We start from the raw sequence: 25,706 nt of genomic DNA on the forward strand, positions 1-25,706 counted from the left end.
GCGCTCCGGTGTCCGAACAGGACAGGGCGATCATCGCGCGAACTCAATGAACACAAGTGAGCCGGGTCACCCGAGTGCGCCTACAGTGTGCCGCAACCTGGAACACCCCTGAGCTGGAGGCAACGGTGCCGACCCCACCGACGACCGAGGAGACCCCGCGCAAGCGGGACAAGACCCACTACCTGTACCTGGCCGTGATCGTCGCGGTCGCGCTCGGGATCCTGGTGGGCTTCCTCTTCCCGGGCTTCGCCAAGGGCCTCAAGCCCCTCGGCGACGGCTTCGTCAACCTGATCAAGATGATGATCACGCCGATCATCTTCTGCACCATCGTCATCGGCGTCGGCTCGGTCGCGAAGGCGGCCAAGGTCGGCAAAGTCGGTCTGATGGCGTTGTTCTACTTCATCATCATGTCGACCTTCGCCCTGGCGATCGGCCTGGTCGTCGGCAACATCCTGCACCCCGGCACCGGCCTGCACCTCAACCCGGCCGACGTGAAGAGCGTCCAGAAGTCCGCCGGTGGCGCCGAAGGCCCGGTCGACTTCCTGCTCGGCATCATCCCGAAGACGCTCGTCTCCGCCTTCACCGAAGGCGAGGTGCTGCAGACCCTGCTGGTCGCGCTGCTCGTCGGGTTCGCCCTGCAGAAGCTGGGCTCGAAGGGCGCGCCGATCCTGCGCGGCATCGAGCACATCCAGCGCCTGGTGTTCCGGGTCCTCGCCATGATCATGTGGGCCGCCCCGATCGGCGCGTTCGGCGCCATCGCCGCGGTGGTCGGCGCGACCGGCTGGGCCGCGCTGAAGAGCCTCGCGGTGATCATGATCGGGTTCTACGCGACCTGCCTGGTGTTCGTGTTCGTGGTCCTCGGGATCGTGCTGTGGCTCGGGGCCCGCGTCTTCATCTGGAACCTGCTGCGCTACCTCGGCCGCGAGTTCCTGCTGATCCTGTCGACGTCGTCGTCGGAGTCGGCGCTGCCGCGGCTGATCGCGAAGATGGAGCACGTCGGCGTCAGCAAGTCCGTCGTCGGCATCACCGTCCCGACCGGCTACTCGTTCAACCTCGACGGCACGGCGATCTACCTGACCATGGCGACGTTGTTCATCGCCGCCGCGCAGGACGAACCGCTGTCCATCGGATCGCAGATCGGCCTGCTGGCGTTCATGATCATCGCGTCCAAGGGTGCGGCGGGCGTCAGCGGCTCGGGCATCGCGACCCTGGCGAGCGGCCTGCAGTCGCACCGGCCGGAACTGGTCAACGGCGTCGGCTTCATCCTCGGCATCGACCGGTTCATGTCGGAAGCCCGCGCGCTGACGAACTTCGCGGGCAACGCCGTCGCGACCGTCCTCATCGGAAACTGGACGAAGGAGTTCGACCGCGAGAAGGCGCACCGCGTCTTCGCCGGGCAGGAACCCTTCGACGAAGCCACGATGCTCGACGATCACAGCCACGCGGCGGGCACCGACGACATGGACGGCCCGGAACCGGCCAAGTAACCCCCGAAACGTTCGTGCTCACGCCCCCGCTGAGCACGAGCCACGACGGGCCGCTGTGCGAGTTCCCCGACTTCGCGCAGCGGCCCGTTTCCACGTCTTCAGCAGGCGGCGTGCCCGTCGTAGACGACGCGCGCCGCGGCGATGTCCTCGCGGTGCCGCTCCGCCCAGCCGAGCAGGCCGCTCAGCGACTGGTACAGCTCCTTCGCCATCGGCGTGGCTTCGTACTCCACGCGCGGCGGGACCGTCGGGTAGATCGTGCGCTCCAGCAGGCCGTCGCGCTCGAGGTTGCGCAGCGTCAACGTCAGCATCCGGCGGCTGATCCCGTTGACCGCGCGTTCCAGCTCGGTGAAGCGCACCGGGCCGCGGATGGCCTCCAGGAGGATGCCGATCGCCCACTTGCCGCTGATCCGGTTGATGACCTCCAGCACCGTGCAGACATCGAGTTTCTCCGGGTCGATCTCGGTGACCTGGACAGGTACACCGATGTTCCCCTGGGACATGAAAGTGCCTCCTTACGAGCGCACCCATGGTCACACATGATGGGCACTGTTACAAGAAGTGCCCTGGCACCGACCAGGGGGAACGCTCATCCGGAGGGGCCTCACATGGCCGAGAACCATCCCACTCGCTCCCGCGGCCTCGCACTGGCGGTGCTGTGCGCCGCGTCGCTGATGGTCGTGCTCGACAGCAGCATCGTCGCGGTGGCGCTGCCCGCGATCCAGGCCGACCTCGGCTTCACGCCCGCCGGCCTCGCCTGGGTCGTCACGGCGTACCTGGTCGCCTTCGGCGGCCTGCTGCTGATCTCCGGCCGGCTCGGCGACCTGCTCGGCCGCCGCCGCGTCTTCCTCGGCGGGCTCGGCCTGTTCACGCTCGCGTCTCTCGTCGCGGGGCTGGCTTCGGACGCGGGTGTCCTCGTCGTCTCGCGGTTCGCGCAGGGTGTCGGCGGCGCGCTCGCGTCGGCGGTGGTGCTCGGCATGATCGTCACGATGTACCCCGAGCCGCGGGCCCGGGCTCGCGCGATCGGCGTCTACAGCTTCACGCAGGCCGCGGGCGCGTCGATCGGGCTCATCGCGGGCGGCGCGCTGACGCAGGCGCTGAGCTGGCACTGGACGTTCTACGTCAACCTGCCGATCGGCGTGGTCGCGCTGGTGCTGGCGGTCCGCGTGGTCGAGGCCGACCGCGGCCCGGGCCTGCGGGCCGGCCTGGACGTCCTCGGCGCGGTGCTGGTCACCGCCGCGGTGATGCTCGGCGTGTACGGGATTTCGTCGTCCGCCTGGGGTGCGCTGGTCGCGGCCGCGGTGCTGCTGGCCGCGTTCGTGCTGCGGCAGGCGAAGGCGCGCACGCCGTTGCTGCCGCTGCGGCTGTTCCGGATCCGCGCGGTCACCGGCGCGAACGTGGTGATGGTGCTGATGGTCGCCGGGATGCTGGGCTTCCAGTTCGTCACGGCGTTGTACCTGCAGCAGGTGCTGGGCCTCGACGCGCTGCGGACCGGCGTCGCGTTCCTTCCGGTGCCGCTGGTGATCGCGGTGGCGTCCCTGGGTTTCGCGGAGAAGCTCGCGTCGCGGTTCGGGCCGCGGACGGTGCTGCTGTCCGGCTTGGGCCTGGTGATCGCGGGCTTGCTGCTGCTGACGCAGGTGTCCGGCGGTTACTTCACCGGCGTCCTGCCCCCGCTGCTGCTGATGGGCCTCGGCGCGGGCGCGGCGATCCCGGCGCTGATGGGACTAGCGATGTCGGACGTCGCCGCCGAGGATGCGGGCGTGGCGTCCGGCCTGATCAACACGACCCAGCAGGTCGGTGCGGCCCTGGGTACGGCGGTGCTGGCTTCGGTGGCCGCGTCCCGCACGGCGAGCCTGAGTTCGCTCGACCACCGGGAGGCCTTGGCATCGGGGTTCCGGCTGGCGTACGGGGTCAGCGCGGGCTTCCTGATCGCGGCGGTGGCGCTGGGAGCCGCGGTGCTGGCGCGCCGGACCGTCGCTCCCGAGCCCGAGGTCTGCGTGGCGGGGTAGCCCGGAGTTCAGGCCAGGTAGGCCGCAAGGCCGCGGTGGCCCCGCCGCATCATCAGCGCGTGGTTCGCGCGGAACAGCGGCCGGGCCACCGCGTCGAGCCGCCGCAGCAGCTCCTTGCGAGCCTGGACGTCCTGGGTGATCTCCAAGAGCGTGTCCGCGCCCGCCGCGCGGACCGCTCCGGCCAGCACCCCGTCCAGGTCGCCGCTCAACCGGACCCGCAGCAGGCCCGCTCGCTCGTCCTGGTGGTCCCGGTGCATCCGGACCACCAAGCGGAACGGGAGCCGGGACCGGCAGGTCAGCTCGGCGGTGTCGTCGTCCACCCGGCGCACCGTGCGGACGTCCGACCACCACCGCGGGTAGCCGGCGAGGTCGGTGACCGCGCCGAACACCCGCTCGGGCGCGGTACCGGGCAGCAGCCACGTGCTGCTGAATCGGTAGCGCGCGCCCGTCACGGCCTCACACCTGGGCCGAGACCAGCTTCCGGCCGTCCACCGTGACGATGTCGACCGACTTCACGTCGTCGGGCGCGACCAGCGCGGACCCGTCGAGCGAGAAGCCCTGGCTCTCCCACTTCTCCGACACTTTCCAGCTGCCGGCGGTGACCGCCTGGCCGTCCTTCGTGACGACCTGCAGCAGGCACTGCTCCCCGGCCTTGACGCCCTTCACGGCGACGTTGACCCGGACCCAGCCCTGGAAGGGAGCCACCGACGCGGCCAGCTGCACGCCGGTCGTCGGATCACGCCCTTCGACGCTCTTCGTGCCCGGGACTTCCGTCGGCTGTGCGGGAATCGCGATGTCCGAACCGGAGGAACTCGTCTGCCGGCCGACCAGGATCCCGCCGCCGAGCGCGGCCACGACCAGCACCGCCGCCGCGACCAGGGCCAGGCCCCGCCGTGACGAACCGCCGGAGCGGACCGGTGCCGCCTCTTCTTCGTCGCGCACCCGCCGCAGGGTCTTCTGCAGCAGCAGGTCCCCGCCTTCGGGCGGCCCGTCGAGGAACGCCTCGGGCGGCACCTCGTCGAGCGACTCGCGCAACGCCACGAGCTCGTTCAGGTCGAACCGGCACTGCGCGCAGGTCTGCAGGTGCCGCCGCTCGAAGTCGGCCGCCTCCCCGGGATCGAGCGCGCCGAGGGCGTACGCGCCGAGCTGCGTGTGACTCTCGTCGACCGAGTTCATCGCGCCACCTCCGTTCCGCTCGAAATCATCGCTGCTCTCAGTGCTCTCAGTGCGTAGTACGACCTTGATTTCACGGTACCCGGTGCGACGCCCAGTGTTCTCGCCGCTTCGGCCACCGTCCGTCCCCGGTAGTAGATCTCCACCAGGACCTCTCGGTGCTCGTTAGAAAGGCCGTCCATCGCGCCGAGCACCGTCATCGAGTCGACCACGCCCTGGGCGTGATCGCGCTCGACGGCCGGCGTCGGCACGCCTTCGGCCGGTTCGGCCACCTCCTGTGGCCGGGCCGCCCGGGCACGTGCCCGGTCGGTGACCAGGTTGCGCGCGACGGTCAGCAACCAGCCGCGCACCGAGCCCTTCCCGTCGTTCTGCAGGTCGTCCGCGTGTTTCCACGCTCTTACCAGCGTCTCCTGGACCACGTCCTCGGCTGCCGCCCGATCACCGGTCAGCCTCGTCGCGTAGGCCAGCAGGCTCCGCCCGTGTTCGGCGTAGAGCTGCCGAATCAGGTCCTCGCCTTTGGCCTTCTTAGGCCGCCTGCCTCCTATGGCCACCCTCGTCCTCCCGACGGTGTTCTGAGTCGTCGAGGACAGTAGTGCAACCCTCAGCTCCACCGGCGGTGCGTGCGTCGAGCGCAGCGCGACCATGGTGTTCATCGGCTGCCCGTCCTTCCTCGTTCTGCCCGGAAACCGTCGGTTTCAGTAGCCGGAGCCACCGGCCGCGGGCTGCCCCTGGGCGCCCGCGGTGATCTTGGAGCCGTCCGGTGCGACGGCGAACCAGGTGCCGTTGGCGCCCTGGCCGTTCATCTGCCCGGGGGCCTTGTCGCCGGAGAACTCGTACAGCGCCCAGCCGTTGAGCGTGAGCTGCTTGCTGCCGTCCGGCCGCGCGACCGTGCCGACCTGGCTGTCCTGGATGCCCTCGAGCATCGGCGAGCCCTCCCCGGCCAGCGCCGGCGGCCAGGTGGTGGCGCATTCGCCGTCGCAGTGGGTCATCGGCGGCGTCGCCATGTCCTTGTCGAACCGGTAGAGCGTCTTGCCCGCGGCGTCGGTGACGACCGTCCCGACCCCCGCGACCTGCGTCGCGGCGAGCATCACGTGCCCGGGCTGGCCGTGGTCCGGGTTCCCGGCCCCCGCGGAGGCCATGTCGCCGCAGGCCGACAGGGGTGCGACGACGGCGATCGCGGCGGCGCACAGACTGGCCGTCCGGATACGGTTCATGACGTTCTCTCCTCGGTGAGGGCGGCACCGCCGTCCGGCGGACCTCGACACCTGAGACACGGACGGTTGCGGGAAACGGTTCAGCGGGGTTTCGCGCGATTCGGTGCCGGTCCGGGGCCGGATTGGTGCGTTCCGGTGATCGGCACGACCTTGTCGCCGTGCGGGCGGCTTCCTAAGCTGATCACGTTCGCCGCCGCCCCCGCTTCACCCCGGGAGCCGCTGTGTCCGTGAAACCCCTCGTCGTCGTGGCGCTGCTGGCCGCGGGCTGTTCCACCACCGCGCCGCCGCCGTCCTTCACCGCTTCGCTGACGTCACCGACCGACGTGGTGTTGACGTGGCCTGACGACGGCGCCGGCCACCGCGTCGAGTACGCGAACGACCCCGCGGGGCCGTGGACGACGCTGCGGTTCCTGCCCGCCCACACGACGAGCTACCACCACCCGGACCTGATTCCCCGGACGCCGTTCTACTACCGGGAGCAGCCGTTCACCGGCCCGGTCTCGGCCGACCTGCACGAGGTGCCCGCCGGCGACACGGTGACGTTCACCTGGACCGACCGCACGAGCGACGAAGCCGGCTTCCTGCTGGAGATCCGGCGGCCGGGCGCGCCGGACTACGACCCGGTCGAAGTGACCGACCCGGACACCACGACGTGCGTGCTGTCCGTGCTCCCGGGCGAGGAGGGCTCGGCCTACCGGCTGCGGACACTGCACTACGGCCCGCTCTCCCCGGTGGTCCACCAGACCACCGGGGAGGAGCGGTGAGCCCTCACTCGGGCGTGAGGACGTGGCGAAGGTACTCGCCCGTGTAGCTCTCCTCGACGCTCGCGATGTGCTCCGGCGTGCCCTCGGCGACGATCGTGCCGCCGCCGCTGCCGCCCTCCGGGCCCATGTCGATGATCCAGTCGGACGTCTTGATCACGTCGAGGTTGTGCTCGATCACGATCACCGAGTTGCCCTTGTCGACCAGCCCGTTGATCACGCCGATCAGCTTGTTGATGTCCTCGAAGTGCAGGCCGGTCGTCGGCTCGTCGAGGATGTACACCGTCTTGCCTGTGGAACGCTTCTGCAGCTCGCTGGCCAGCTTGACGCGCTGCGCCTCGCCGCCCGAGAGCGTAGGCGCGGGCTGGCCGAGCCGGACGTAGCCGAGGCCGACGTCCACCAGCGTCTGCAGGTGGCGGTGGATGGCCTTGATCGGCTCGAAGAACTCCGCGGCCTCCTCGATGGGCATGTCGAGCACGTCCGAGACGGTCTTGCCCTTGTAGTGCACCTCGAGGGTTTCCCGGTTGTACCGCGCGCCCTTGCAGACCTCGCAGGGGACGTAGACGTCCGGCAGGAAGTTCATCTCGATCTTGATCGTGCCGTCGCCGGCGCACGCCTCGCAGCGGCCGCCCTTGACGTTGAACGAGAACCGGCCCTGCTGGTAGCCGCGGACCTTCGCCTCGGTCGTCGCGGCGAACAGCTTGCGCACGTGGTCCCAGACACCCGTGTAGGTGGCCGGATTGGACCGCGGGGTCCGCCCGATCGGCGACTGGTCGACGCGCACCAGCTTGTCGACGTTGCCCAGGCCGTTCACGCGGGTGTGGCGGCCCGGCACCTGGCGGGCGCCGTTGAGCTTGTTCGCCAGCACCGTCGCCAGGATGTCGTTCACCAGCGTCGACTTGCCCGAACCCGAAACGCCGGTGACCGAGACCAGGGCGCCGAGCGGGAACGAGACGTCGAGCCCGCGCAGGTTGTGCTCGCGCGCGCCCACGACGGTCAGCTGCCGCTTCTTGTCGATCGGCCGCCGAATCGCCGGGACCTCGATCTTGCGCCGCCCGGACAGGTACTGCCCGGTCAGGGAGTCCTTGCTCTTCAACAGCTTCTTGTACGGTCCACTGTGGACGATGTGGCCGCCGTGCTCGCCCGCGCCCGGGCCGATGTCGACCACCCAGTCGCTCGACCGGATCGTGTCTTCGTCGTGCTCGACGACGATCAGCGTGTTGCCCAGGTTCCGCAGCCGGGTCAGCGTCTCGATCAGGCGGTGGTTGTCGCGCTGGTGCAGGCCGATCGACGGCTCGTCGAGCACGTACAGCACGCCGACCAGGCCGGACCCGATCTGCGTCGCGAGCCGGATCCGCTGCGCTTCACCACCCGAAAGAGTGGCCGACGCGCGGTCGAGCGAGAGGTAGGTCAGGCCGACGTCGAGCAGGAAGCGCAGGCGGGCCTGGATCTCCTTGAGCACCGCGCCGGCGATCATCGACTCGCGCTGCCCCAGCTCCAGCTCGTCGAGGAACTGCGACGCCTCCGCGATGGAGAGCGCGCAGACCTCGGCGATCGACATGTCGCCGCGGGACTTGTGGGCGAGGGTGACGGCGAGGATCTCCGGCTTGAGCCGGGTGCCCTGGCAGGCCGGGCACGGCACCTCGCGCATGTAGCCCTCGTACCGTTCGCGCATGTACTCGGACTCGGTCTGCTCCTGGCGCCGCTCGAGGAACGGGATGACGCCCTCGAAGGCCGCGTAGTACGACCGCTGGCGGCCGTAGCGGTTCTTGTAGCGGACGTGCACCTGCTCGTCGACGCCGTGCAGGACGGCCTTCTGGGCGCGCGCGGGCAGCCGGCGCCACGGCGTGTCCATCCGGAAGCCGATGGTCTCCGACAGCGACTCGAGCAGCCGGATGAAGTAGTCCGCGCTCTGCCCGCCCGACCACGGCGCGATCGCGCCCTCGCCGAGGGACAGCTCATCGTCCGGGACCACCAGCTCCGGGTCGACCTCCTTGCGGATGCCGATGCCGGTGCACTCGGGGCAGGCGCCGTAGGGCGAGTTGAAGGAGAACGAGCGGGGCTCGAGGTCCTCGATGGCCAGCGGGTGGCCGTTGGGGCAGGCCAGGTTCTCGGAGAAGCCGCGGACCCGGTGCGGGTCGTTCTCCGGCAGGTCGACGAACTCGAGCTCGATCAGGCCGTCGGCCAGCCGCAGCGCCGTCTCGACCGAGTCGGTCAGCCGCTGGCGCGAAGACGACTTCACGCTCAGCCGGTCGATCACCACGCCGATCTGGTGCTTTTCCTGCTTCTTCAGCTTCGGCGGGTCGGTGAGCGCGTGGACCGTGCCGTCGACGACCACGCGGGCGTAACCCTGCTGCTGCAGGTTCTCGAACAGGTCGACGTACTCGCCCTTGCGCCCGCGCACGACCGGCGCGAGCACCTGGAAGCGGATGCCCTCGTCCATCTCGAGCACCTGGTCGACGATCTGCTGCGGGGTCTGCTTGCTGATCGGCTCGCCGCACTTGGGGCAGTGCGCTTTGCCGGCCCGCGCGTAGAGCAGGCGCAGGTAGTCGTAGACCTCGGTGATCGTGCCGACGGTCGAGCGCGGGTTGCGCGAGGTGGACTTCTGGTCGATCGACACCGCGGGCGAGAGGCCCTCGATGAAGTCGACGTCCGGCTTGTCCATCTGCCCCAGGAACTGGCGGGCGTACGCCGAGAGCGACTCGACGTAGCGCCGCTGCCCTTCGGCGAAGATGGTGTCGAAGGCGAGGCTCGACTTCCCGGACCCGGACAGACCGGTGAAAACGATCAGGCTGTCGCGGGGCAGGTCGAGATCCACGCCGCGGAGGTTGTGCTCGCGGGCGCCGCGAACAACGAGGCGATCAGCCACGCCAGGGTCCCTTCAGTGTCATTCTCAGCTGCGGTCGCCGACCCGGAGAGGAGGCTGCACGGGCGGCCTCTCCATGCTACGAGCCACCACCGACAGAAACTGGATCCGCGGCCTTGACCTGCGGTTCTTCCGGCTTCCGGCGGGTGGTGAGCCACCGGTGGACCGGCCGTTCGACCCCCGCGGTGACCGCCCAGCCCGCCAGCACGGCGGCACCGACGACCAGCGGGAGCCGCAGCCAGCCGGGCAGGCCGGCGTCGAGCAGGGCGCGGGCCAGGACGTAACCCAGTTCCTGGTGCACCAGATAAAGACCATACGAGATGCCCGCGAGCCAGGTGACGGCCGGGGCGATCCTCGCCAGCCCGGGGAACCGCCAGTCCGGGCCGCGGGCGGCCAGGCACACCAGGAGCAGCAGCACGGCGAACCCGATCGTGGACGGCCAGCGCAGGGCGTCCTGCGGCAGGGCGACGTGGAACGGGAAGACCTGCAGGTCCTGCGCGGCGACCGCGGCGACGACGAACAGCGCGGCGTGCCACGTCCGGATCCGGCGCTGCGACCAGAGCCACAGCGCGACGCCGATGGCGAAGACGTGCAGCCGGTGCAGGCCGAGGCCGTAGTAGAAGGTCTCGACGACCGGGCTCGCCGTGCCCGGCGCAAAGACGAGGAAGCGGAGCGCGAGCGGGACGAGGATCAGCGCCCACAGCAGGGCGACGGTCAGCCGGTGGGTGCGCCACGAGCGTGGCCACAGCAGAGCCGCGCCGGTGAAGGCCAGCAGCTGCACCGGCAGCGTCCAGTAGGAGCCGTCGAGGTAGTAGAACGTCTCCGAGCGGATACCCCACTCCTGCACCATGCCGAGGTTGGCGACCAGGTCGAGCCCGGTCGGGATGTACCACGGCGACGGGTTCGACGGCGGCCCCTGCGGCACGCCGAAGAAGAACCCGAGGACACCCGGCGGGTACGGCAGGCCGCTGAAGGAGATGGCGGCCCACCGCGTCACGACGTAGGTCACCAGGACGGCGACGAGGTAGGCCGGCACGAGGCGCGCGACGCGGTTCCACAGCCACCGGCGCGGGTTGCCCTTGCGGAGGCTCGCGCAAACGAAGAAGGCGGAGATCACCAGCAGGATCGCGGCACCGAACTGGGCTGTCACCCGGAAGGGGTACCCCGTCAGTTCCGGGTGCAGGAGCGCGCCCTGGTGGGTGACGTGCCCGAGGATGACCGCGAGGACGGCGACGACGCGGAGGAGGTCCCAGCTGATCCGGCGCGGCGTCGGGGAGGTGGGCACGGTCGTCCTGAGGTCGGCTGGCGGGGGCTTGCCGTGAGCGTACGTGGAGTCGCGGGCGCGCGCTTGTGCGGGTGGAACCGGTTGGCGCGAAACGACTACCGTGTGCGGGGTGAACATCGTGGAGACCTACACCGGGCACGTCGACCCGGGCGGCGACGCCACCCGGCGCACCCTGGACGCGCTGACCATCACCAAGCTGTCCGTCGGCCCGATGGACAACAACGCGTACCTGCTGGTGTGCCGGGCGTCCCAGGAGGCCCTGCTGATCGACGCGGCGGCCGACCCGGAGCGCATCTCGGACCTGATCGGCCACGGCCCGGACCGGCCCGCTCTTCGCACGGTGGTGACCACTCACCAGCACGGAGACCACTGGCAGGCACTGGGCGCGGTGGCGGGCGCGAACGGATCGAACACGGCGGCTCACCCGCTGGACGCTTCGCCGTTACCGGTACCCCCGGACTTCCTGGTGGAGCACGGCGACACGGTGTCCGTGGGCGAGGTCACGCTGTCGGTGATCCACCTGCGCGGGCACACGCCGGGATCGATCGCCTTGCTGTACCGCGATCCTTCGGGACACCCGCACTTGTTCACGGGGGACTCGCTGTTCCCGGGCGGCCCCGGGCGCACGACGAACCCCGAGGACTTCGCCAGCCTGATGGACGACCTGGAGTCGCGCGTCTTCGACGAGCTGCCGGACGAGACGTGGTTCTACCCGGGGCACGGGGATGATTCGACGCTGGGAGCGGAGCGCCCGAAGCTGAAGGAGTGGCGCGAGCGCGGCTGGTGATCAAAGAAGCGCGAGCGGAGCGGTCTCGACAGGACAGCTCCGCTAGTTATCGCATGTCGTGTCGACTCAGTTGTTCGATCAGCAAATCGAAGGAGTCATCTTTGGAGTCGACGAGGGTATCTATCCAAGCAAGAGACGCACCGCCATCGCGAAGATGCTGCGCCGCCCGTCTAATCGCCGCAACCAAAGCTTGCCCGCCACCGAACTGACGGGGTTTGATACTCAGTTCTTGCAAGTAGCGCGTTGGAAATCGATGACTGAAAACCGTTCCAGACCTCCCGACCAATGCCTCCACCTCCAGAAGCAATTGAAGGAGGTCCGGGTGGCCTGCGCCGCTGCCGTACAGCAGTTTGACATTCAAGGCCAGCTGGTTGAGTCCGATCGAAATTCGCCCAGGGTCAAGCCCAACGGTCAAGCGATCTGAAATCGATACCTGCGCAGCCCAGAACGATGGCCAAAGGTATCCAGCCGCCCCCAGAGTGGCAGAGAACTCGGCCCAACCTCCGCGCACATGATCGCCATAGTCACCCCATGCATTAAAGTCATCCAGCCGACGCGCCTGCTTCTCCCAGACCTCCACCAAGGCAGACTTCGGTTCACCTAACTCTCGTTGCGTCTGCGAAAGAGCAATAAAATTGCTCAACTCACCAGGCGCCTCGATGCAGGATTTCCGGCACAACTGGAGCGCGAGCGTTCCAACCAAGGAATGCGGAAGACTGCCATTCATCAATCGTCGACCCAAGTCGATCAACTGCCCGAACCCTCGACGAAAACCAGTCGCCTTACCTGTCGACTGCACGTCCTCTATCAGTTTTTCAAGACTCCACTCCACCCTTAATCCAGATTCATCACCAAGCGCCATTTCGATCATTGCTTTCGAAATACTTGGATGACGAGCAAAAAAAGATCTCGACGAGGACCCTATGAAAAACTCACGCTTCATCGGAACTTCAACGAGGGCACGCAAATCAGATTCGCCAACTTCAATAAATCGTGATACTATATCGCGCGGAATTCCGTCGATTCCACCCAGGTCCACGGCGGCTAAAACTACCATAAATTCCGCCAATGAAACATCGGAAGCACCCGGCAGATTCTTCGCCAGCCTGGAAAGCAAAGATACGAGACGTGCTGACATCCGATCAGCGTCGAAACGCATCAACAACAAGCCGCCCATAAATGCTTGCCGCCCCTCAGAGGCGCGAGTAGCATCCAGCATCCCCCGTGCGATTTTCTCAACTTCACCGCCGACGATACTGGCCGGCCGACTAGACGAGCAGTCAACCCAATTCTGCGCCACTACCCGAGCATCTGCCGCTTCAACTCTATTCAACTGAATCGGCGCAGATACACGAAACGAAGTCCCCCATCTACTGGCTACACTAAGTGGCCAACCCAGGCGGTCGCGCTCTCCATTCCAGTCCACTTCTCGACTAGCAAGCAGAAAATGAAAGTGGTAATTTTCCTCATGCAAATTGAGTCTGGAAAACCTATCAATATCCCCAAGGAGAGCCTCGGCATCGTCCGATGCAACTAGGATCTTCCGATGCGATGCGCGCATCGCATCGACAGCATCCAACGTAAAGCGAGCGTCACCATCATTCCTCCAGTATATTGCATCAAAAATATCCTTCTGCGCTAGAATTGCAACTGCTTGCATTAAAATTGTCGACTTGCCGTCACCCGTGGCACCACCGATTCGAACGAGAATACTTCGATCTTCAATTTGGTTCACTCCGAATGCTTCAAGCACCTTGCCCATTGCGGGACGAGGGCGCAGACGCGGATGACAGATGTCCTTCCAGTCCGGCGTCAACCCATCGAAGTAATCACCCAAATCAGACCGCGGCTTTCGCTTGGCCAGCAATTGGGAAGTAATAGGCACCCAGCCCCGTAAAGGATTGACGCGAATTGGCCCATCCTCGTCCGAGCCAACGTAAATATTGCCAGCAGCCTGATAGTTGACCGAATTCCGCCCTCCACTTAACTCCTGACCGGACTCCACAAATTACTCCTTCGGGCCATCTTCTTGACCAATTGCAATATTGCCGCCCGCCTGGTAGTTAACAGACCCCCTGCCGCCTCGCTGCTTTTGCTCTACACCAAGAGGACCATTCACAGAATCAGACTCGTCGACTGGCGCAAACACAGCAACAATCAGAATTAAGAGTCCAATCACAAGAACGGTCGTCCCCAGAATACCCGGCCAGCCCCAGAATGTGCGGGAAATATCTTGCAAGGTATAGATCAAATAACCAATAGACAACGATCCACCCATAGCCGCAAGAGTTGATCCCAACGGCATGAGCCTGCCTCGCTTGGTCGCCATAGCGAGAGTATACGGCATCGGCAGGTGCGCGCCAGAACGATGAGATGGCACGCTTTCCACGCCAAGTCACCTTTTGGACCTCGCAACACGATTTTGCTCACGATCGCAAGATCAAGTATTGATATGTTAGATTCTGACAGAATACGTATCGTACAGCAAAATTATAGTCCTGCTGCGAGCTAGCCGACACGAATGAGCGATACGCAGCATCTGGGAGGCAGGGGCTCCGCCGTCGCTCTCAGCGATCATGGCACCCAGTCGATCCTCCACGTTCGGAGCAGCCGGATAACGATACGGAACGCCGACGCAACTCCCGGACGAACCGGGCGTCCCCAGCAGACCCAGCGCTGGGACTTCCCGAGGTTCGCCCGACCAGGAGGTCCAACCATGTCCAGACCCGTCAGACGCGCGCTACTCGCCGTCGCCCTGTTGATCGCCGGGACGCTTGCCGCCGCCGCTCCCGCCGAGGCCGTCGCCGGGCCGGCCGCCCTGAGCAACATCCGGACCGGGAACAACCCCGGCTTCGACCGGGTGGTGCTCGACCTGGGCGCCGGATCCGTGCCCACCGTCCGCTACCAGCTCACCGATGAGCTCACCTTCGACGCGAGCGGTGAGATCGTGTGGCTCACCGGGCAGTACTTCATCAACGTCGTCGTCTCGCCCGCCACCTACTACGACGCCAGCGGGCACTTCACCTACCCCGGGCCGCAGAAGTTCCGGACGCGGAACCTCGCCAACGTCATGGCCGTCGCCCTCACCGGGGACTTCGAGGGCCAGATCGGCGTCGGGCTCGGGGTGCGGACGCGGACCGCGGTGAACGTCTTCACGCTCACCGCGCCCAACCGCGTCGTCATCGACATCGCCCACTGAGCCCACTGAGCCCGCTGAACAGGGGCGGGGGAGTCACCCGCGCTCGTACGGGATCTTCTCCCCCGCCTCCACCGCGAACGGCAGGTGGTTGCCCGCCGGCGGCAGCGGGCACGTCGCGAAGTCCGTGAACGCGCACGGCAGGTTCGCCGCCCGGTTGAAGTCCAGCGTCACCGAACCGTCGGGCTCAGGCGCGCCGACCGGCAGCGAACGGTTCGCCGCGTACGTCGTGACACCGCTCGTCTCGTCCGTGAACAGGATGCTGAACCCGCCGTCCTTGCCGTTGAACGCCGTCAACGTGTGAGCCGAACCGCCGTGCGAAAAGTGGACCAGGCCCGGCGCCGTGTAGACGTGGCTGAGGCCCTCCACCACCGCGCCGACCGTCGTCGGCCGCGGCGCGTCGAACGCTTCGAAGCGGCCCTGGACCACCCAGGACGGCGACGGCTCGTACGCCGGGATGCCGTGGAACTCGCGCAGCACCTCGGCCTTCGGGTCGTGGACGCGGATCAGGTACCCCGACCGGCGGGCGACCTCGATCTCGACGTCGCCGGCCAGCACGCGCGTGCCCGCACCGCTGTTGACCAGCTCGAACCGGCGGGTTTCGGTGATCGGCGCGCCTTCGTGCGTCAGCGTCGCGCCGGCCGGGTCGACGTACGCCGCGTCGGCGTCCTGCCACCAGCGGCCGGGGATGCCCGGGTACTCCCGCGGGGCGTCGGTCAGCCAGTCGAGCGACACCAGCGCCAGCCAGCCGTGGGGTGCCGCGAGGTCCTCCTCACGGCGCGTCTTCCAGTCCTGCCACTCGCTCGTGAACGTGCTCATCGCGGGCCCCTTCTGCTCGGCTACGACGGTGCCAACCCACCGCCCGCGCCGGTATTCCGCGTCCCAGTATCCGGACCCGTCCACAGCCACGCGATTTCCCGCTCGCCCCCGGCGGGGACGACGACGCGCCGGAACCCCGGCCCGTCCGGGAGCGCGGCGTGGAAGCGGTCGGAGACGATCAGCAGCTGGTCGAGCTCCGGCGCCGCGGCCATCGCCGCCTTCAGCACCTCCGCCTCGCACAGCCAGACCGCCAGCGCGATCGCGGCGCCGCCGAAGTTCGGTGGCCGGAGCACGACGTCGCCGTGGTCGGCGGCGAGCCGCAGCCGCAGCCTGCCGAACTCGTTGAGGTGGCGGTTGCGACGCCGCAGCGCCTCCCCCACCTCGCCGGCGAACCCCGTCGCGACCCATCCCCGCGGCACGGTCGGCGGGATGACCAGCGTCGTGTTGTCCCCCTCCGGCCGGCGGTACCAGGTCGGCGTGCGGTACGGCACCGGGACGTGGTCGAACACCTCGTCCAGCACCCCGTCGAGGGTGGCGCCTAGGTGCACCGCGCGGGCGGTGCCGCCGCGGCTCGGGGCGACGATCCCGATCCGGAATACGGTCGCGGCCACCGGGACGGTGCGCATGGCCTCAGTCCTTCTCGGAGTCGAAGGACCACTGCAGGCCGTAGCTCAGCCCTTGGTGCAGCTCGTGGAACTCGAGCGACACCTCGCCGACCCGGTTGACCGTCAGCGCGTCACCGGAGTCGACGCCGTCGTCGACGACCCGGCCCGGCACGCCGTTGAGCCGCCACACGCGCGGCGGCGGGGCAGCGCGGTCGAACCGGACCCGCACCGAGAACTCTTCGCAGCGGCGCAGGGGCGTCATGACGTAGTACGGCCGCAGCGACGTGCGCTGCGGCGTGAACCGGATCCCGTACTCGTGCCGCTGGCCGAGCCGCAACGGGCTGGGGAGCCGCATCACGAACTGCGCGTGGCTCACCGAGACCTGGCGCGCTTCGACGATCTCACCGCCGAACAGGACCTCGGCGGCGATGTCGGGCACCGGGTCGCTGCCCGGCTCGGCCGGGACGCTGAACGAGAGCACGAGCTCGTCGAGTTCGTCGACCTCCGCGACGATCCGGCGTTCCTCCTGGAGATCCGGCGGGACGCGGTCGAGCCGGAGCACCGCCTTGGCCGACTCGGCGTACCAGCCGGCCAGCGGGTGCCGGTCCCGGTCCGGTGGCGGCGCGCCGAGCAGCTCGTCGAGCCGGCGGAACGCGAGGTCGATCCGGCGGCGCGCGGTGCGCGGGTCGCGGTCCAGCACGCTGGCCAGCCACGAGATCCGCCGGTCGAGGAACTCCCCCGCGGCCTCTTCGTGCAGGCCGAACGCCGCGAGCGCGGCCAGCCGCAGGTCGGCGGGGAGCCGGCCGCACAGCTCGGTGAGCCGCAGGACGAGCTTCTGCCGGGCGGCGGAGGGCTGGTCGGCGCCGGTGATCCCGCACGCTTCGCGCAGGCAGGGACCGATCCGCTGGTGCAGGTCGGCCGCGTCGAGCCCGCGTCCGCGGCGCAGTTCGTTCAGCTCGCGCACGAACGGGAAGGAGTTCTCCGGCCGCATCCCACCCCCTCCCGGCGCCGCGGTGAAATGACAGACCACATTACCAAAAAATAGTCCGCGCCGGGGTGACGGTTCGCGGACAACCGCATTCACGGAAATACCCGGCCGGCCGACCCCCCACGAGCCGGCCGGCCGGGCCGCCGCGGGTCAGCGGGCGCCGAAGATCAGCGCCCAGATCGAGTGGCTCTCCATCACACACACCTCCTCATCGCTGCACCAAGACCGAGGCGGAGATCGGGGCGGAGCCGTGTGACACCGGCGCGGCCGGCTCCGCCACGTTTCCGGTGGCCGCCACGAATCCCGCGACGGCACCGACCGCGAACGCGGCGAAGACCGATTTCACCAGGGTCAAGATCTTGCAGTAGACGTTCACGGCAAAGCACTCCCCGACCTCGCTCGAAATGAAATCCGGCCGGCAGGCATCTGATTTCTTTTCCGGCCGAACCCAGGATCGCGCCGGGAGGGGGTGCGCTCAGAGGACCGCTGTCACGGGCGTTGTGTGCCGTTTGGCTCAGAACGGGCGAAGGCGCGCAGGACGCGCAGCTGGCGGATGAGGATCCGGCGGCGGCCGGTCTCGACGATCCCCTTCTCGCGCAGAACGCGCAACGCCCGGGCGACGGTGCGCCGGGCCGCGCCGATCTGCGCGCCGATGTCCTCCTGCGAGAACGCGTCCTCGATGAGCACGCCTTCCGGGACGCGCCGGCCGTGCTCCTCCGCCAGCCGGACCAGGACCACCGCGACGCGGCGGCTGACGTCGAAGGCCGCGGCGTCGACCCGGGCCGACTCGGCACTGCGCAGCCGGGCCGCGACGGTCTTGATCGTCGCGATGGCGATTTCGGGCCGGGTGTGCAGGACGTCGACGAACTCGGCGCCGGTCAGCTGGTAGACGGTGCAGGGTTCGATCGCGCGCACCGACGCCGACCGCGGCAGCCCGGTCACGGCCGCGAGGTCGCCGAGCACCTCGCCGGGTCCGCGCAGGCCGAAGAGCACTTCACGGCCGTCTTCGACGATGGTGGAGACGCGCACCCAGCCGGCGACCAGCACGTGGACGTGGTCGGACGGGTCGCCTTCCATGAGCACGACGTCGTTCGCCCGGAACCGGCGGCGGGTGCCGCGCGCGAGCAGGTACTCGCGATCGGCATCGGCGAGATAGGCCAGGAGCGCTCCCTCGCCCGTGTCGTCGTGCCCGTTCATGGCTCCCCTCCGGATCTCCACGGTAACCCGGCGTGGCGGGCCGGGGCGAGAGGCGGAACCGGTAGGGTCGCCGCGTGGATGTGGAGATCTTCACCGACGGCGCGTGCAGCGGGAACCCGGGACCGGGCGGCTGGGGCGCGGTCCTCCGCTACGGGCGGCACGAGCGCGAGCTCTACGGCGGCGAAGCCACCCCGACGACGAACAACCGGATGGAGCTGACGGCGCCGATCCGGGCGCTGGAGAGCCTGACCCGGCCGTCGCAGGTCCGCGTGTACACGGACAGCACGTACGTGCGCAACGGGATCACGCAGTGGCTGCCGCGCTGGAAGAGCAACGGCTGGCAGACGGCGGCGCGCGAGCCGGTGAAGAACGCGGACCTGTGGCAGCGCCTGGACGCGGCGGCGGGCGAGCACGAGGTCGAGTGGCTGTGGGTGAAGGGCCACGCGGGACACCCGGAGAACGAGCGCGCCGACCGGCTCGCGGTGCGCGGGGCCCAGGAAGCGCGGGAGCTCGGGAAGCCGGTCAACGCGGAATAGTCCGAAGTGGACGGTCGTGGCACAATGCCCCGGTGCCTCCTGCTTCGTGCCCGTGCGGCCTCGCCGAGTCCTACGCCGCCTGCTGCGGCCGGTTCCACGAAGGCGGCCTCGCTGCACCGACCGCCGAACTGCTCATGCGCTCGCGGTTCAGCGCGTTCGCCGTCGGGGACACGGCGTACCTGCTGCGCACGTGGCACCCGGACACCCGCCCGCGCCGGCTGAGCCTCGACCCCGGCCAGGAGTGGACGCGGCTGGAGATCCTCGCCCGCACGGGCGGCGGCCTGCTGCACAACGAGGGCACGGTCGAGTTCCGCGCGCACTACCGCCACCACGGCCGCGACGGGTTCCTCGAGGAGAACAGCCGCTTCCGCCGGGCCGACGGCCACTGGGTCTATCTCGACGCGGAAGCCTGATAGGCACCGCGATCGTCGGCGTGGCCGGGGCGCTCCTTGGCGTCCTGGTCGGCGGCTTCCTCCAGCACCTGCTCGCCGCCCGCAGCCGCCGGTGGCAGCGCGAAGACGCGCTCGGCAAGCTGAAGCAGACCGTCTACGCCGAGTACCTGCGCGCGATCAGCGCGAGCCACGGCCAGGCGATGGCCGGCGAACGGACCCGCGCCGAGGACGCCCGCCTGCACGCCGCCACGGCCGAGATCGAAGTCCTCGCCGGGGCAGCGGTTTCGGACCGGCGCGGAAGTTCACGACCACCGTGATCGACGTCCACGCGAGGATCACCGCCGGTGACGGCGGCGAGGAGCCGACCGTGGCTGCGCGAAGACGCGCTCGGCAAGCCGGAGCAAGCCGCCAGCTGGCCGTGGCTCGCGGTGCTCGAACTCTTCGAAACGATCTCGGAACAACGGCGTAGCGGGCATCGCCGGCGTGCTAAACAGTGCGGCGATGGGAAAACTGACGCGCCGCGCCCGGGCCAAAGCCGACTACCTCGGCTTCCTCGGCGCCCGGGAGTGGCCGCTTGCCGCCTCCGGGCTGGGGGTCGTTCTCGGGGTTGTCACCATTCTGCCGAGCGCCGTCGGGGTCGTGCTCTCCGTCGTCGCCCTCGGGCTCGGCGTCGCCACCTTCGCCCGGGATGTCCGGCTGCTGCGCCGCCGCTGGGCCGGGTTCGCCTTCACCACCATCGCCGCGCCCTTCCCGACCGCGGAACTGCCGCCGCCGTCGGCTTATCCGCCCTCCGCGTACCTCGCCGTGCCCGCGCGCGGGACCGCGCTGGTCAGCGCCGCGATCGACCGGGACCTGTGGTCCGAACGGCACACGATCACCGTCGCCGAGGAGCCGTACCGGCTGCCGCCCGCGCTCAAGGCGACCGCGCCGCACGTGCTGCCGCTGCGGGCCCGCGGCCGGCTGCTGTTCAACGGCCCGATCGTCGGCATGCGCGGCGACCCGCTGCCCGCCACCGGTACGCGGCCCGCGCCGATCCGGCTGCACCGCGCCCGGTTCTTCGACGCCGTCTGCTCGAACGAGCTCGGCACGCTCCGCATCACCCGCGCCGGCACCGGCGAGGAGTACGACCTCCGCAAGGCCGAACTGACCGACACCGACGGCGCGCTCCGGGAGCTCGGCAGCAGCACGCTGGCCGACCTCGTCGGCGTCTCCACCGTCGCGTTCACCACCGACGGCAAGCTCGTCACCGTCCGCCAGTCCCCGCTCAACGCCGTGAGCGGGCTGCTGCTCGCGCCGTCGGGCAGTGGCTCGCTCGAACCGCGGGACCTGCGCACCCCCGACGGCGGCGTGCGCCGGTCCCTCCACACCGCCGTCTGCGCCGGGATGGAACGCGAACTCTGCGAGGAGAGCGGCCTGCGCCCCGAAGACGTCCGCGAGACGAAGCTGACCGGGTTCGCGCGCTGGATGGAACGCGGTGCCAAGCCGGAGTTCTTCGGCGTGACCGAGCTCGCGGTCGACAGCACCGAGGTCGCCGCGCGCCGCCCGGTCAGCGGCGAGCGCCTCTACAGCGCCGGCCTGACGCTCTTCGACGTCGACCTCCCGGCCATCGGGGCCGCGCTGGCCGGCGGTGTCCCGCTCAGCGAAGCACTTCCGCAGCGGATCTGGGAGGACGGTTCGCTGCCGCTCCTGCTGGCACTGCGCGCCGCGGCGGCCTGGCAGGCGGCGCGGATCTGACCGAAACGCCCCTGTTCTCCCGGTGACCGGACCGCTACGATCGTCCGCAATTGTTAGGAAAGTTCCCTAACGATAGTCCCGCTGTTCCCCACGCCGCCGTGGTGCCTAGGAGGCGCGCTAGTGAGCTATCGGCAGAAGAGAACCCGGACCCTCGTGGCGGCGGCGGTGCTCGCCGTCGCCGTGAGCGGGGCGACCGTCCCGGCGGCCACCGGCCAGGAGCAGGCGAGAGCGACGGTCGCGGCCGCGGGCCCGGCCACCGCCGTCCCCGGCTTCCTGATCCAGACGTCCGCGCAGGTCAGCGACGACTCGGCGGTCTCCAAGCCCGGCTTCGACACCGCCGGCTGGTACCCCGTCGGCCCGCGCTCGACCGTCTACGCCGGTCTGCTGGCCAACGGCAAGTACGCCGACCCCTTCTACTCGACGAACATGAAGAACGTGCCGACCGCGGACTTCAAGGTCCCGTGGTGGTACCGCACCGACCTCACCGTCACCGACCCCACCCAGCGCACCTACCTCGACTTCAGCGGCGTGCTGTCCAAGGCCGACGTCTGGGTCAACGGGACGCGGATCGCGGACAAGACCCAGGTCACCGGTGCCTACACGCGCCACGACCTGGACATCACCGCGCAGGTCAAGGCCGGCACCAACAGCATCGCGTTCAAGGTCTACCCGAACGACCCGAACAAGGACCTGTCGATGGGCTGGATCGACTGGGCCCAGACCCCGCCGGACCAGAACATGGGCATCGTGCGGGACGTCCTCGTCCGGCGCAGCGGCGCGGTGGCGCTGCGCGGCAGTCACGTCGTCACGAAGTTGACCGGGACCACCCACGCCGACCTCACGGTCAAGGCCGACGTCCGCAACGACTCGGCGGCCGCGGTGTCCACGACGGTCTCCGGCACGGTCGCCGGCAAACCGATCAGCCAGACGGTTTCCCTGGCGGCCAAGGAGAAGAAGACCGTCACGTTCCCGGTGGTCGGGATCGACAACCCGCAGGTCTGGTGGCCGGCCGGGATGGGCGGGCAGCCGCTCTACGACCTCGACCTGACGGCGAGCGTCGGCGGCGCGGCGTCGGACTCCGCGCACGAGAGCTTCGGCGTGCGCCAGGTGACGGCGAACAAGAACTCCAGCGGCGGCCGGTCGTACACGATCAACGGGCGCCCGCTGCTGATCAAGGGCGGCGGCTACTCGCCGGACCTGTTCCTGCGCTGGAACGAGCAGTACGCGGCCGACAAGCTCGCCTACGTCAAGGACCTCGGGCTCAACACCGTGCGCCTGGAGGGGCACATCGAGCCGGACGAGTTCTTCGACCTCGCCGACAAGATGGGCGTGCTCACGCTGCCCGGCTGGGAGTGCTGCGACAAGTGGGAAGGCCAGGTCAACGGGGACGAGAAGGGTGACCCCTGGAACGCCGCGGACTACCCCGTCGCGAAGGCGTCGATGACCGCGGAGGCCGAGCGGCTGCGCGACCACCCGAGCGTCATCTCGTTCCTGATCGGCAGTGACTTCGCGCCCGACGCGACGATCGAGAAGAACTACCTCGACGCGCTGAGCGCCGCGGACTGGCCCACCCCGGTGGTCCCGGCCGCGTCGGCGAAGTCGTCGCCGCAGCTCGGCTCGTCCGGCATGAAGATGAACGGCCCGTACGACTACGTCCCGCCGAACTACTGGTACGACAAGGCGCACACCGACCTCGGCGGTGCGTGGAGCTTCAACTCCGAAACCAGTGCCGGGCCGGACATCCCGACGATGGACACGCTGAAGCGGATGATGTCGTCGAGCGAGCTGGACACGATGTGGAAGAGCCCGTCGACCGCGCAGTACCACCGATCGTCGTCCTCGACGTTCGCCAATCTGAAGCTCTTCGGTGACGCGCTGACCGGCCGCTACGGCAAGCCGGCGAGCTTGGACGACTTCGTCCGCAAGGCGCAGCTGGCGCAGTACGAGAACGTCCGCGCCGAGTTCGAGTCGCACTCGCGCAACTTCAGCGACAGCTCGAACCCGTCGACCGGGATCATCTACTGGATGCTCAACAGCGGCTGGACGTCGCTGCACTGGCAGCTGTTCGACGCCTACCTCGACCAGAACGGCTCCTACTTCGGGGCCAAGAAGGCGAACGAGCCGCTGCACATCCAGTACTCGTACGACACCAAGTCCGTCGTGGTGGTCAACCACAACCACGACGCGGCGTCGAACCTCACCGCGTCGGTCAAGCTCTACAACCTCGACGGCACGGAGAAGTTCAACCAGTCCAAGGCCGTTTCGGTGAACGGTGACGGCGCGAAGACCACCGCGCTGACCATCGGTTCGGTCAGCGGCCTGTCGACGACGTACCTGGCGAAGCTGGTCCTGACCGACGGATCGGGCAAGGAGGTCAGCCGCAACGTCTACTGGCTGTCCACCAAGGCCGACACGCTCGACTGGGGCAACAGCGACTGGTACTACACGCCGACGACGTCGTACGCCGACCTGTCCGGGCTGAACGGCCTGGCCCAGGTGACGCTCGGCTCGACCGCCACCTCGACGGCCGACGGCGACGGCACCACGACGACCAAGGTGACGCTGACGAACGGCTCGGCGAACAAGGTGCCGGCGTTCTTCGTCGACGCGCACGTCGTCGGCGCGGCGGGTGCGCCGGTGCTGCCGGTGCGGTGGACCGACAACCAGGTCAGCCTCTGGCCGGGCGAGTCGACCACGCTGACCGCGACGTACCGGACCGCGGACCTCAAGGGCGCCAAGCCGTCCGTGCGGGTCGCGGGCTGGAACACCGGGACGAAGACGATCCCGGCGGACGGCACCACCGGCCCCGGCCCGGGTGACCCGGTGGACTACCAGGCCGAGAACGCCACGATCACCAGCGGTGTCGCGGAGTCGAACCACGCCGGCTTCACCGGCACCGGGTTCGTCAACTACGACAACGCGACCGGCAGCGCGGTGGAGTTCTCCGTCGACGCGGCCGCCGCGGGTCCCGCGAACGTCGTCCTTCGGTTCGCCAACGGCACCACGGTGAACCGGCCGATGGACCTCACGGTGAACGGTGCCAAGGTGGCGTCGGCCGTGGCGTTCGGCGGCACCGGCAACTGGGACACTTGGCAGACGGTCACGATCCCGGTGACGCTGACCGCCGGGACGAACAAGATCAAGGCGACCGCGACGACCGCCAACGGCGGCCCGAACGTCGACAAGATCACCGTCTAGGCACCGGGCCGGGGCGGTTCACGCCGCCCCGGCTCAGTCCCAGAGGAGGCGCTGCTCGCGGTCCGGATCGGACACCGTCGCCGAGACGTCGTCGAAGATCCGCGTGACGCGGTCGGCCGGCCGGTAGCGCGGCCAGCCCGGGTCGCCCGTCGCGACGAACCGGACCCAGGCGTCGAACATCTCCGTCGCCACCGCCTGCATCCGCTCGGCCGGGAACGTCCGGCCGGCGAACAGGAACCGCCAGTTGCGATTGCGGATGTCGTCGAACACCAACGGCAGGTCGAGCCCGTGCGCGGCGCCGAGCCCCTTGCCGCGCGGGGCGATCCGCCAGTCGAGCCGGTACATCCAGGCGTCCGGCTGTTTCTCGGCGAAGCGGATCGCCGGGATCCACCAGTCCCCCGAGGTCAGCACGCGGTTGCGAATCTGGTCCGCCGGCCAGTCGAGCAGCTCGGCGTAGGCCGCGACAGCCTTCTCGATCTCGGCGTCGTCCAGCATCGTCGAGCCGACACCCAGGAGCTTCGCGCCGCCCGACTGCAGCCAGCTGAACAGGTCTTCCTCGTCGGCCGTCGTCCCGATGAGCAGCGGGACTTCGCGGACGCCGTCCAGCGGCCGTTCGGGCAGCAGCTCGTCGCCGACGACCACCCGGTAGGTCACCTTGGTCCCGGAGGCCGCCGAAACCCGTTGCTGCGCTTCGAGAATCCGTTTCACCGGCAGCGTGGCGAGGTCTTCCGGCGACGCGTCCAGTTCGGACAGCACCGCCGAAGCGATCGCCACGCCTTCGGCCGGGGTGTGCACGACCGAGCCGACGCCGGTGCCGCTCTGCACGATCGCCTGCCGGACGAGCCCCCGCGTGGCGGGCACGGCCAGCAGCGTCCCGACCGTGCGGCCGCCGTTGGACTGCCCGGCGAGCGTCACGCGGTCCGGGTCACCGCCGAACGCTCCGACGTTGTCGCGCACCCACGCCAGCGCCGCGACCTGGTCGCGCAGGGACAGGTTGGAGTCGGCGACGCCGGGCAGGTGCAGCATGCCGAGCACCCCGAGCCGGTAGGCGACGGTCACCACGACCACGCCGCGCCGCGCGAACGCGGACCCGTCGAACTGGTGCGGCGCGCCCATCACGCCGCCCCCGCCGTGGATCCACACCAGCACGGGGTACGAGCCGGGTTCCGAAGGCGCGTAGACGTTCAGGGAGAGGCAGTCCTCGTCGCCGGTGAAGCCGCGGCCGGTCAGCTCGGGCTGCGGCGCCCGCGGCGCCCACTTCGTCGCGTCGCGTTCCCCGGACCACGGCGGCACCGGCCGGGGCGCGCGGAACCGCAGCTCCCCCACCGGCGGCTCGGCGTAGGGCACCCCGAGAAACGTCCTGACCCCGTCGCGTTCGGACCCGCGCAGCGCGCCGGCCGCGATCTCCACCGTCGTCACGCCTCCAGCCTAGGCGCGCGGGGACTTGCCCTGGAGCGCGCTC

At 69.1% G+C, this 25,706-nt stretch carries 24 protein-coding genes; 10 read left to right on the forward strand and 14 right to left on the reverse strand.

Annotation, left to right across the window (positions count from 1 at the left end; all coding sequences use genetic code 11):
- Positions 1-125 precede the first annotated feature (125 nt).
- Positions 126-1,487 carry a cation:dicarboxylate symporter family transporter gene (locus QSK39_RS23555; RefSeq protein WP_285479988.1) on the forward strand — a complete coding sequence of 454 codons (1,362 nt, stop codon included), beginning with the start codon at positions 126-128 and terminating at the stop codon, positions 1,485-1,487.
- Between the two features lie 98 nt (positions 1,488-1,585).
- Here QSK39_RS23555 and QSK39_RS23560 read toward each other — a convergent pair whose 3' ends face one another.
- Positions 1,586-1,987, reverse strand: a complete 402-nt coding sequence (locus QSK39_RS23560; RefSeq protein ID WP_285479989.1) for a winged helix-turn-helix transcriptional regulator — start codon at positions 1,985-1,987, stop codon at positions 1,586-1,588.
- 105 nt (positions 1,988-2,092) lie between these two features.
- On the opposite strand from QSK39_RS23560, the gene QSK39_RS23565 reads away from it, so the two are divergent.
- Positions 2,093-3,493 (forward strand): MFS transporter, encoded by a 1,401-nt coding sequence (locus tag QSK39_RS23565; protein WP_285479990.1) that lies wholly within the window; start codon positions 2,093-2,095, stop codon positions 3,491-3,493.
- Between the two features lie 8 nt (positions 3,494-3,501).
- Here the strand turns inward: QSK39_RS23565 and QSK39_RS23570 are convergent, their stop codons facing one another.
- From QSK39_RS23570 to QSK39_RS23585, 4 genes are all read right to left on the reverse strand, one after another.
- Complete coding sequence (locus tag QSK39_RS23570) at positions 3,502-3,945, reverse strand: SRPBCC family protein (RefSeq protein WP_285479991.1); 444 nt, start codon at positions 3,943-3,945, stop codon at positions 3,502-3,504.
- A gap of 4 nt (positions 3,946-3,949) precedes the next feature.
- Positions 3,950-4,669, reverse strand: a complete 720-nt coding sequence (locus QSK39_RS23575; protein ID WP_285479992.1) for an anti-sigma factor family protein — start codon at positions 4,667-4,669, stop codon at positions 3,950-3,952.
- Positions 4,666-5,217, reverse strand: a complete 552-nt coding sequence (locus QSK39_RS23580; RefSeq protein ID WP_026469270.1) for a sigma-70 family RNA polymerase sigma factor — start codon at positions 5,215-5,217, stop codon at positions 4,666-4,668. Before QSK39_RS23580 ends, QSK39_RS23575 begins: the two co-directional genes overlap by 4 nt.
- A gap of 144 nt (positions 5,218-5,361) precedes the next feature.
- Positions 5,362-5,880 (reverse strand): hypothetical protein, encoded by a 519-nt coding sequence (locus tag QSK39_RS23585; RefSeq protein ID WP_284750123.1) that lies wholly within the window; start codon positions 5,878-5,880, stop codon positions 5,362-5,364.
- 221 nt (positions 5,881-6,101) lie between these two features.
- Here QSK39_RS23585 and QSK39_RS23590 point away from each other — a divergent pair, with 221 nt between their 5' ends.
- Positions 6,102-6,644, forward strand: coding sequence for a fibronectin type III domain-containing protein (locus tag QSK39_RS23590; RefSeq protein WP_285479993.1), 543 nt, complete (start codon positions 6,102-6,104; stop codon positions 6,642-6,644).
- Between the two features lie 4 nt (positions 6,645-6,648).
- On the opposite strand, the gene uvrA is transcribed toward QSK39_RS23590, so the two are convergent.
- Positions 6,649-9,510: an excinuclease ABC subunit UvrA gene (gene uvrA / locus QSK39_RS23595; RefSeq protein ID WP_285479994.1), complete on the reverse strand. Its 2,862-nt coding sequence runs from the start codon at positions 9,508-9,510 to the stop codon at positions 6,649-6,651.
- A gap of 76 nt (positions 9,511-9,586) precedes the next feature.
- Complete coding sequence (locus tag QSK39_RS23600; protein WP_285479995.1) at positions 9,587-10,792, reverse strand: acyltransferase family protein; 1,206 nt, start codon at positions 10,790-10,792, stop codon at positions 9,587-9,589.
- Positions 10,793-10,901: 109 nt separating this feature from the next.
- Here QSK39_RS23600 and QSK39_RS23605 point away from each other — a divergent pair, with 109 nt between their 5' ends.
- Complete coding sequence (locus QSK39_RS23605) at positions 10,902-11,579, forward strand: MBL fold metallo-hydrolase (protein WP_284750127.1); 678 nt, start codon at positions 10,902-10,904, stop codon at positions 11,577-11,579.
- Between the two features lie 46 nt (positions 11,580-11,625).
- Here QSK39_RS23605 and QSK39_RS23610 read toward each other — a convergent pair whose 3' ends face one another.
- Positions 11,626-13,584: a P-loop NTPase gene (locus QSK39_RS23610; protein WP_285479996.1), complete on the reverse strand. Its 1,959-nt coding sequence runs from the start codon at positions 13,582-13,584 to the stop codon at positions 11,626-11,628.
- Positions 13,585-13,587: 3 nt separating this feature from the next.
- Positions 13,588-13,908, reverse strand: coding sequence for a hypothetical protein (locus tag QSK39_RS23615; protein WP_285479997.1), 321 nt, complete (start codon positions 13,906-13,908; stop codon positions 13,588-13,590).
- Positions 13,909-14,295: 387 nt separating this feature from the next.
- Between QSK39_RS23615 and QSK39_RS23620 the strand changes: the two genes are divergently transcribed.
- The gene (locus tag QSK39_RS23620) at positions 14,296-14,778 is read left to right on the forward strand and encodes an AMIN-like domain-containing (lipo)protein (RefSeq protein WP_285479998.1); all 483 of its coding nucleotides are present in this window, start codon (positions 14,296-14,298) and stop codon (positions 14,776-14,778) included.
- A 33-nt stretch (positions 14,779-14,811) separates the two neighbouring features.
- Here the strand turns inward: QSK39_RS23620 and QSK39_RS23625 are convergent, their stop codons facing one another.
- From QSK39_RS23625 to QSK39_RS23640, 4 genes are all read right to left on the reverse strand, one after another.
- The gene (locus tag QSK39_RS23625; protein ID WP_285479999.1) at positions 14,812-15,594 is read right to left on the reverse strand and encodes a DUF1684 domain-containing protein; all 783 of its coding nucleotides are present in this window, start codon (positions 15,592-15,594) and stop codon (positions 14,812-14,814) included.
- A gap of 20 nt (positions 15,595-15,614) precedes the next feature.
- Positions 15,615-16,220, reverse strand: a complete 606-nt coding sequence (locus QSK39_RS23630) for a hypothetical protein (protein WP_285480000.1) — start codon at positions 16,218-16,220, stop codon at positions 15,615-15,617.
- Between the two features lie 4 nt (positions 16,221-16,224).
- Positions 16,225-17,190 carry a hypothetical protein gene (locus tag QSK39_RS23635; protein ID WP_285480001.1) on the reverse strand — a complete coding sequence of 322 codons (966 nt, stop codon included), beginning with the start codon at positions 17,188-17,190 and terminating at the stop codon, positions 16,225-16,227.
- A gap of 486 nt (positions 17,191-17,676) precedes the next feature.
- Positions 17,677-18,384, reverse strand: a complete 708-nt coding sequence (locus QSK39_RS23640) for a Crp/Fnr family transcriptional regulator (protein WP_285480002.1) — start codon at positions 18,382-18,384, stop codon at positions 17,677-17,679.
- 74 nt (positions 18,385-18,458) lie between these two features.
- Between QSK39_RS23640 and rnhA the strand changes: the two genes are divergently transcribed.
- From rnhA to QSK39_RS23665, 5 genes are all read left to right on the forward strand, one after another.
- Complete coding sequence (gene rnhA / locus QSK39_RS23645; RefSeq protein ID WP_285480003.1) at positions 18,459-18,920, forward strand: ribonuclease HI; 462 nt, start codon at positions 18,459-18,461, stop codon at positions 18,918-18,920.
- A gap of 32 nt (positions 18,921-18,952) precedes the next feature.
- A complete protein-coding gene (locus QSK39_RS23650; protein WP_285480004.1) occupies positions 18,953-19,333 on the forward strand; it encodes a YchJ family protein in 381 nt (126 codons plus the stop codon).
- A 20-nt stretch (positions 19,334-19,353) separates the two neighbouring features.
- Positions 19,354-19,629 carry a hypothetical protein gene (locus QSK39_RS23655; protein WP_285480005.1) on the forward strand — a complete coding sequence of 92 codons (276 nt, stop codon included), beginning with the start codon at positions 19,354-19,356 and terminating at the stop codon, positions 19,627-19,629.
- A 184-nt stretch (positions 19,630-19,813) separates the two neighbouring features.
- On the forward strand, positions 19,814-21,046 hold the full coding sequence (locus QSK39_RS23660; protein ID WP_285480006.1) for a hypothetical protein: 1,233 nt from the start codon (positions 19,814-19,816) through the stop codon (positions 21,044-21,046).
- Positions 21,047-21,166: 120 nt separating this feature from the next.
- Entirely contained in the window at positions 21,167-24,244 is a 3,078-nt protein-coding gene (locus tag QSK39_RS23665) for a glycosyl hydrolase 2 galactose-binding domain-containing protein (RefSeq protein WP_285480007.1), read from the forward strand.
- A 33-nt stretch (positions 24,245-24,277) separates the two neighbouring features.
- Here the strand turns inward: QSK39_RS23665 and QSK39_RS23670 are convergent, their stop codons facing one another.
- Positions 24,278-25,663, reverse strand: coding sequence for a carboxylesterase/lipase family protein (locus tag QSK39_RS23670; RefSeq protein WP_285480008.1), 1,386 nt, complete (start codon positions 25,661-25,663; stop codon positions 24,278-24,280).
- Positions 25,664-25,706 lie beyond the last annotated feature (43 nt).

This window comes from Amycolatopsis sp. NBRC 101858 (assembly GCF_030269325.1).
Taxonomy (GTDB): domain Bacteria; phylum Actinomycetota; class Actinomycetes; order Mycobacteriales; family Pseudonocardiaceae; genus Amycolatopsis; species Amycolatopsis ponsaeliensis.

Bases quoted from the DNA above. Each gene is read 5' to 3' on its own strand.
- QSK39_RS23620 (WP_285479998.1), top strand. From the start codon at position 14,296: ATGTCCAGACCCGTCAGACGCGCGCTACTCGCCGTCGCCCTGTTGATC.
- QSK39_RS23640 (WP_285480002.1), bottom strand. From the start codon at position 18,384: ATGAACGGGCACGACGACACGGGCGAGGGAGCGCTCCTGGCCTATCTC.
- QSK39_RS23575 (WP_285479992.1), bottom strand. From the start codon at position 4,669: ATGAACTCGGTCGACGAGAGTCACACGCAGCTCGGCGCGTACGCCCTC.
- QSK39_RS23565 (WP_285479990.1), top strand. From the start codon at position 2,093: ATGGCCGAGAACCATCCCACTCGCTCCCGCGGCCTCGCACTGGCGGTG.
- QSK39_RS23615 (WP_285479997.1), bottom strand. From the start codon at position 13,908: ATGGCGACCAAGCGAGGCAGGCTCATGCCGTTGGGATCAACTCTTGCG.
- QSK39_RS23585 (WP_284750123.1), bottom strand. From the start codon at position 5,880: ATGAACCGTATCCGGACGGCCAGTCTGTGCGCCGCCGCGATCGCCGTC.
- QSK39_RS23635 (WP_285480001.1), bottom strand. From the start codon at position 17,190: ATGCGGCCGGAGAACTCCTTCCCGTTCGTGCGCGAGCTGAACGAACTG.
- QSK39_RS23630 (WP_285480000.1), bottom strand. From the start codon at position 16,220: ATGCGCACCGTCCCGGTGGCCGCGACCGTATTCCGGATCGGGATCGTC.
- QSK39_RS23660 (WP_285480006.1), top strand. From the start codon at position 19,814: ATGGGAAAACTGACGCGCCGCGCCCGGGCCAAAGCCGACTACCTCGGC.
- QSK39_RS23625 (WP_285479999.1), bottom strand. From the start codon at position 15,594: ATGAGCACGTTCACGAGCGAGTGGCAGGACTGGAAGACGCGCCGTGAG.
- QSK39_RS23560 (WP_285479989.1), bottom strand. From the start codon at position 1,987: ATGTCCCAGGGGAACATCGGTGTACCTGTCCAGGTCACCGAGATCGAC.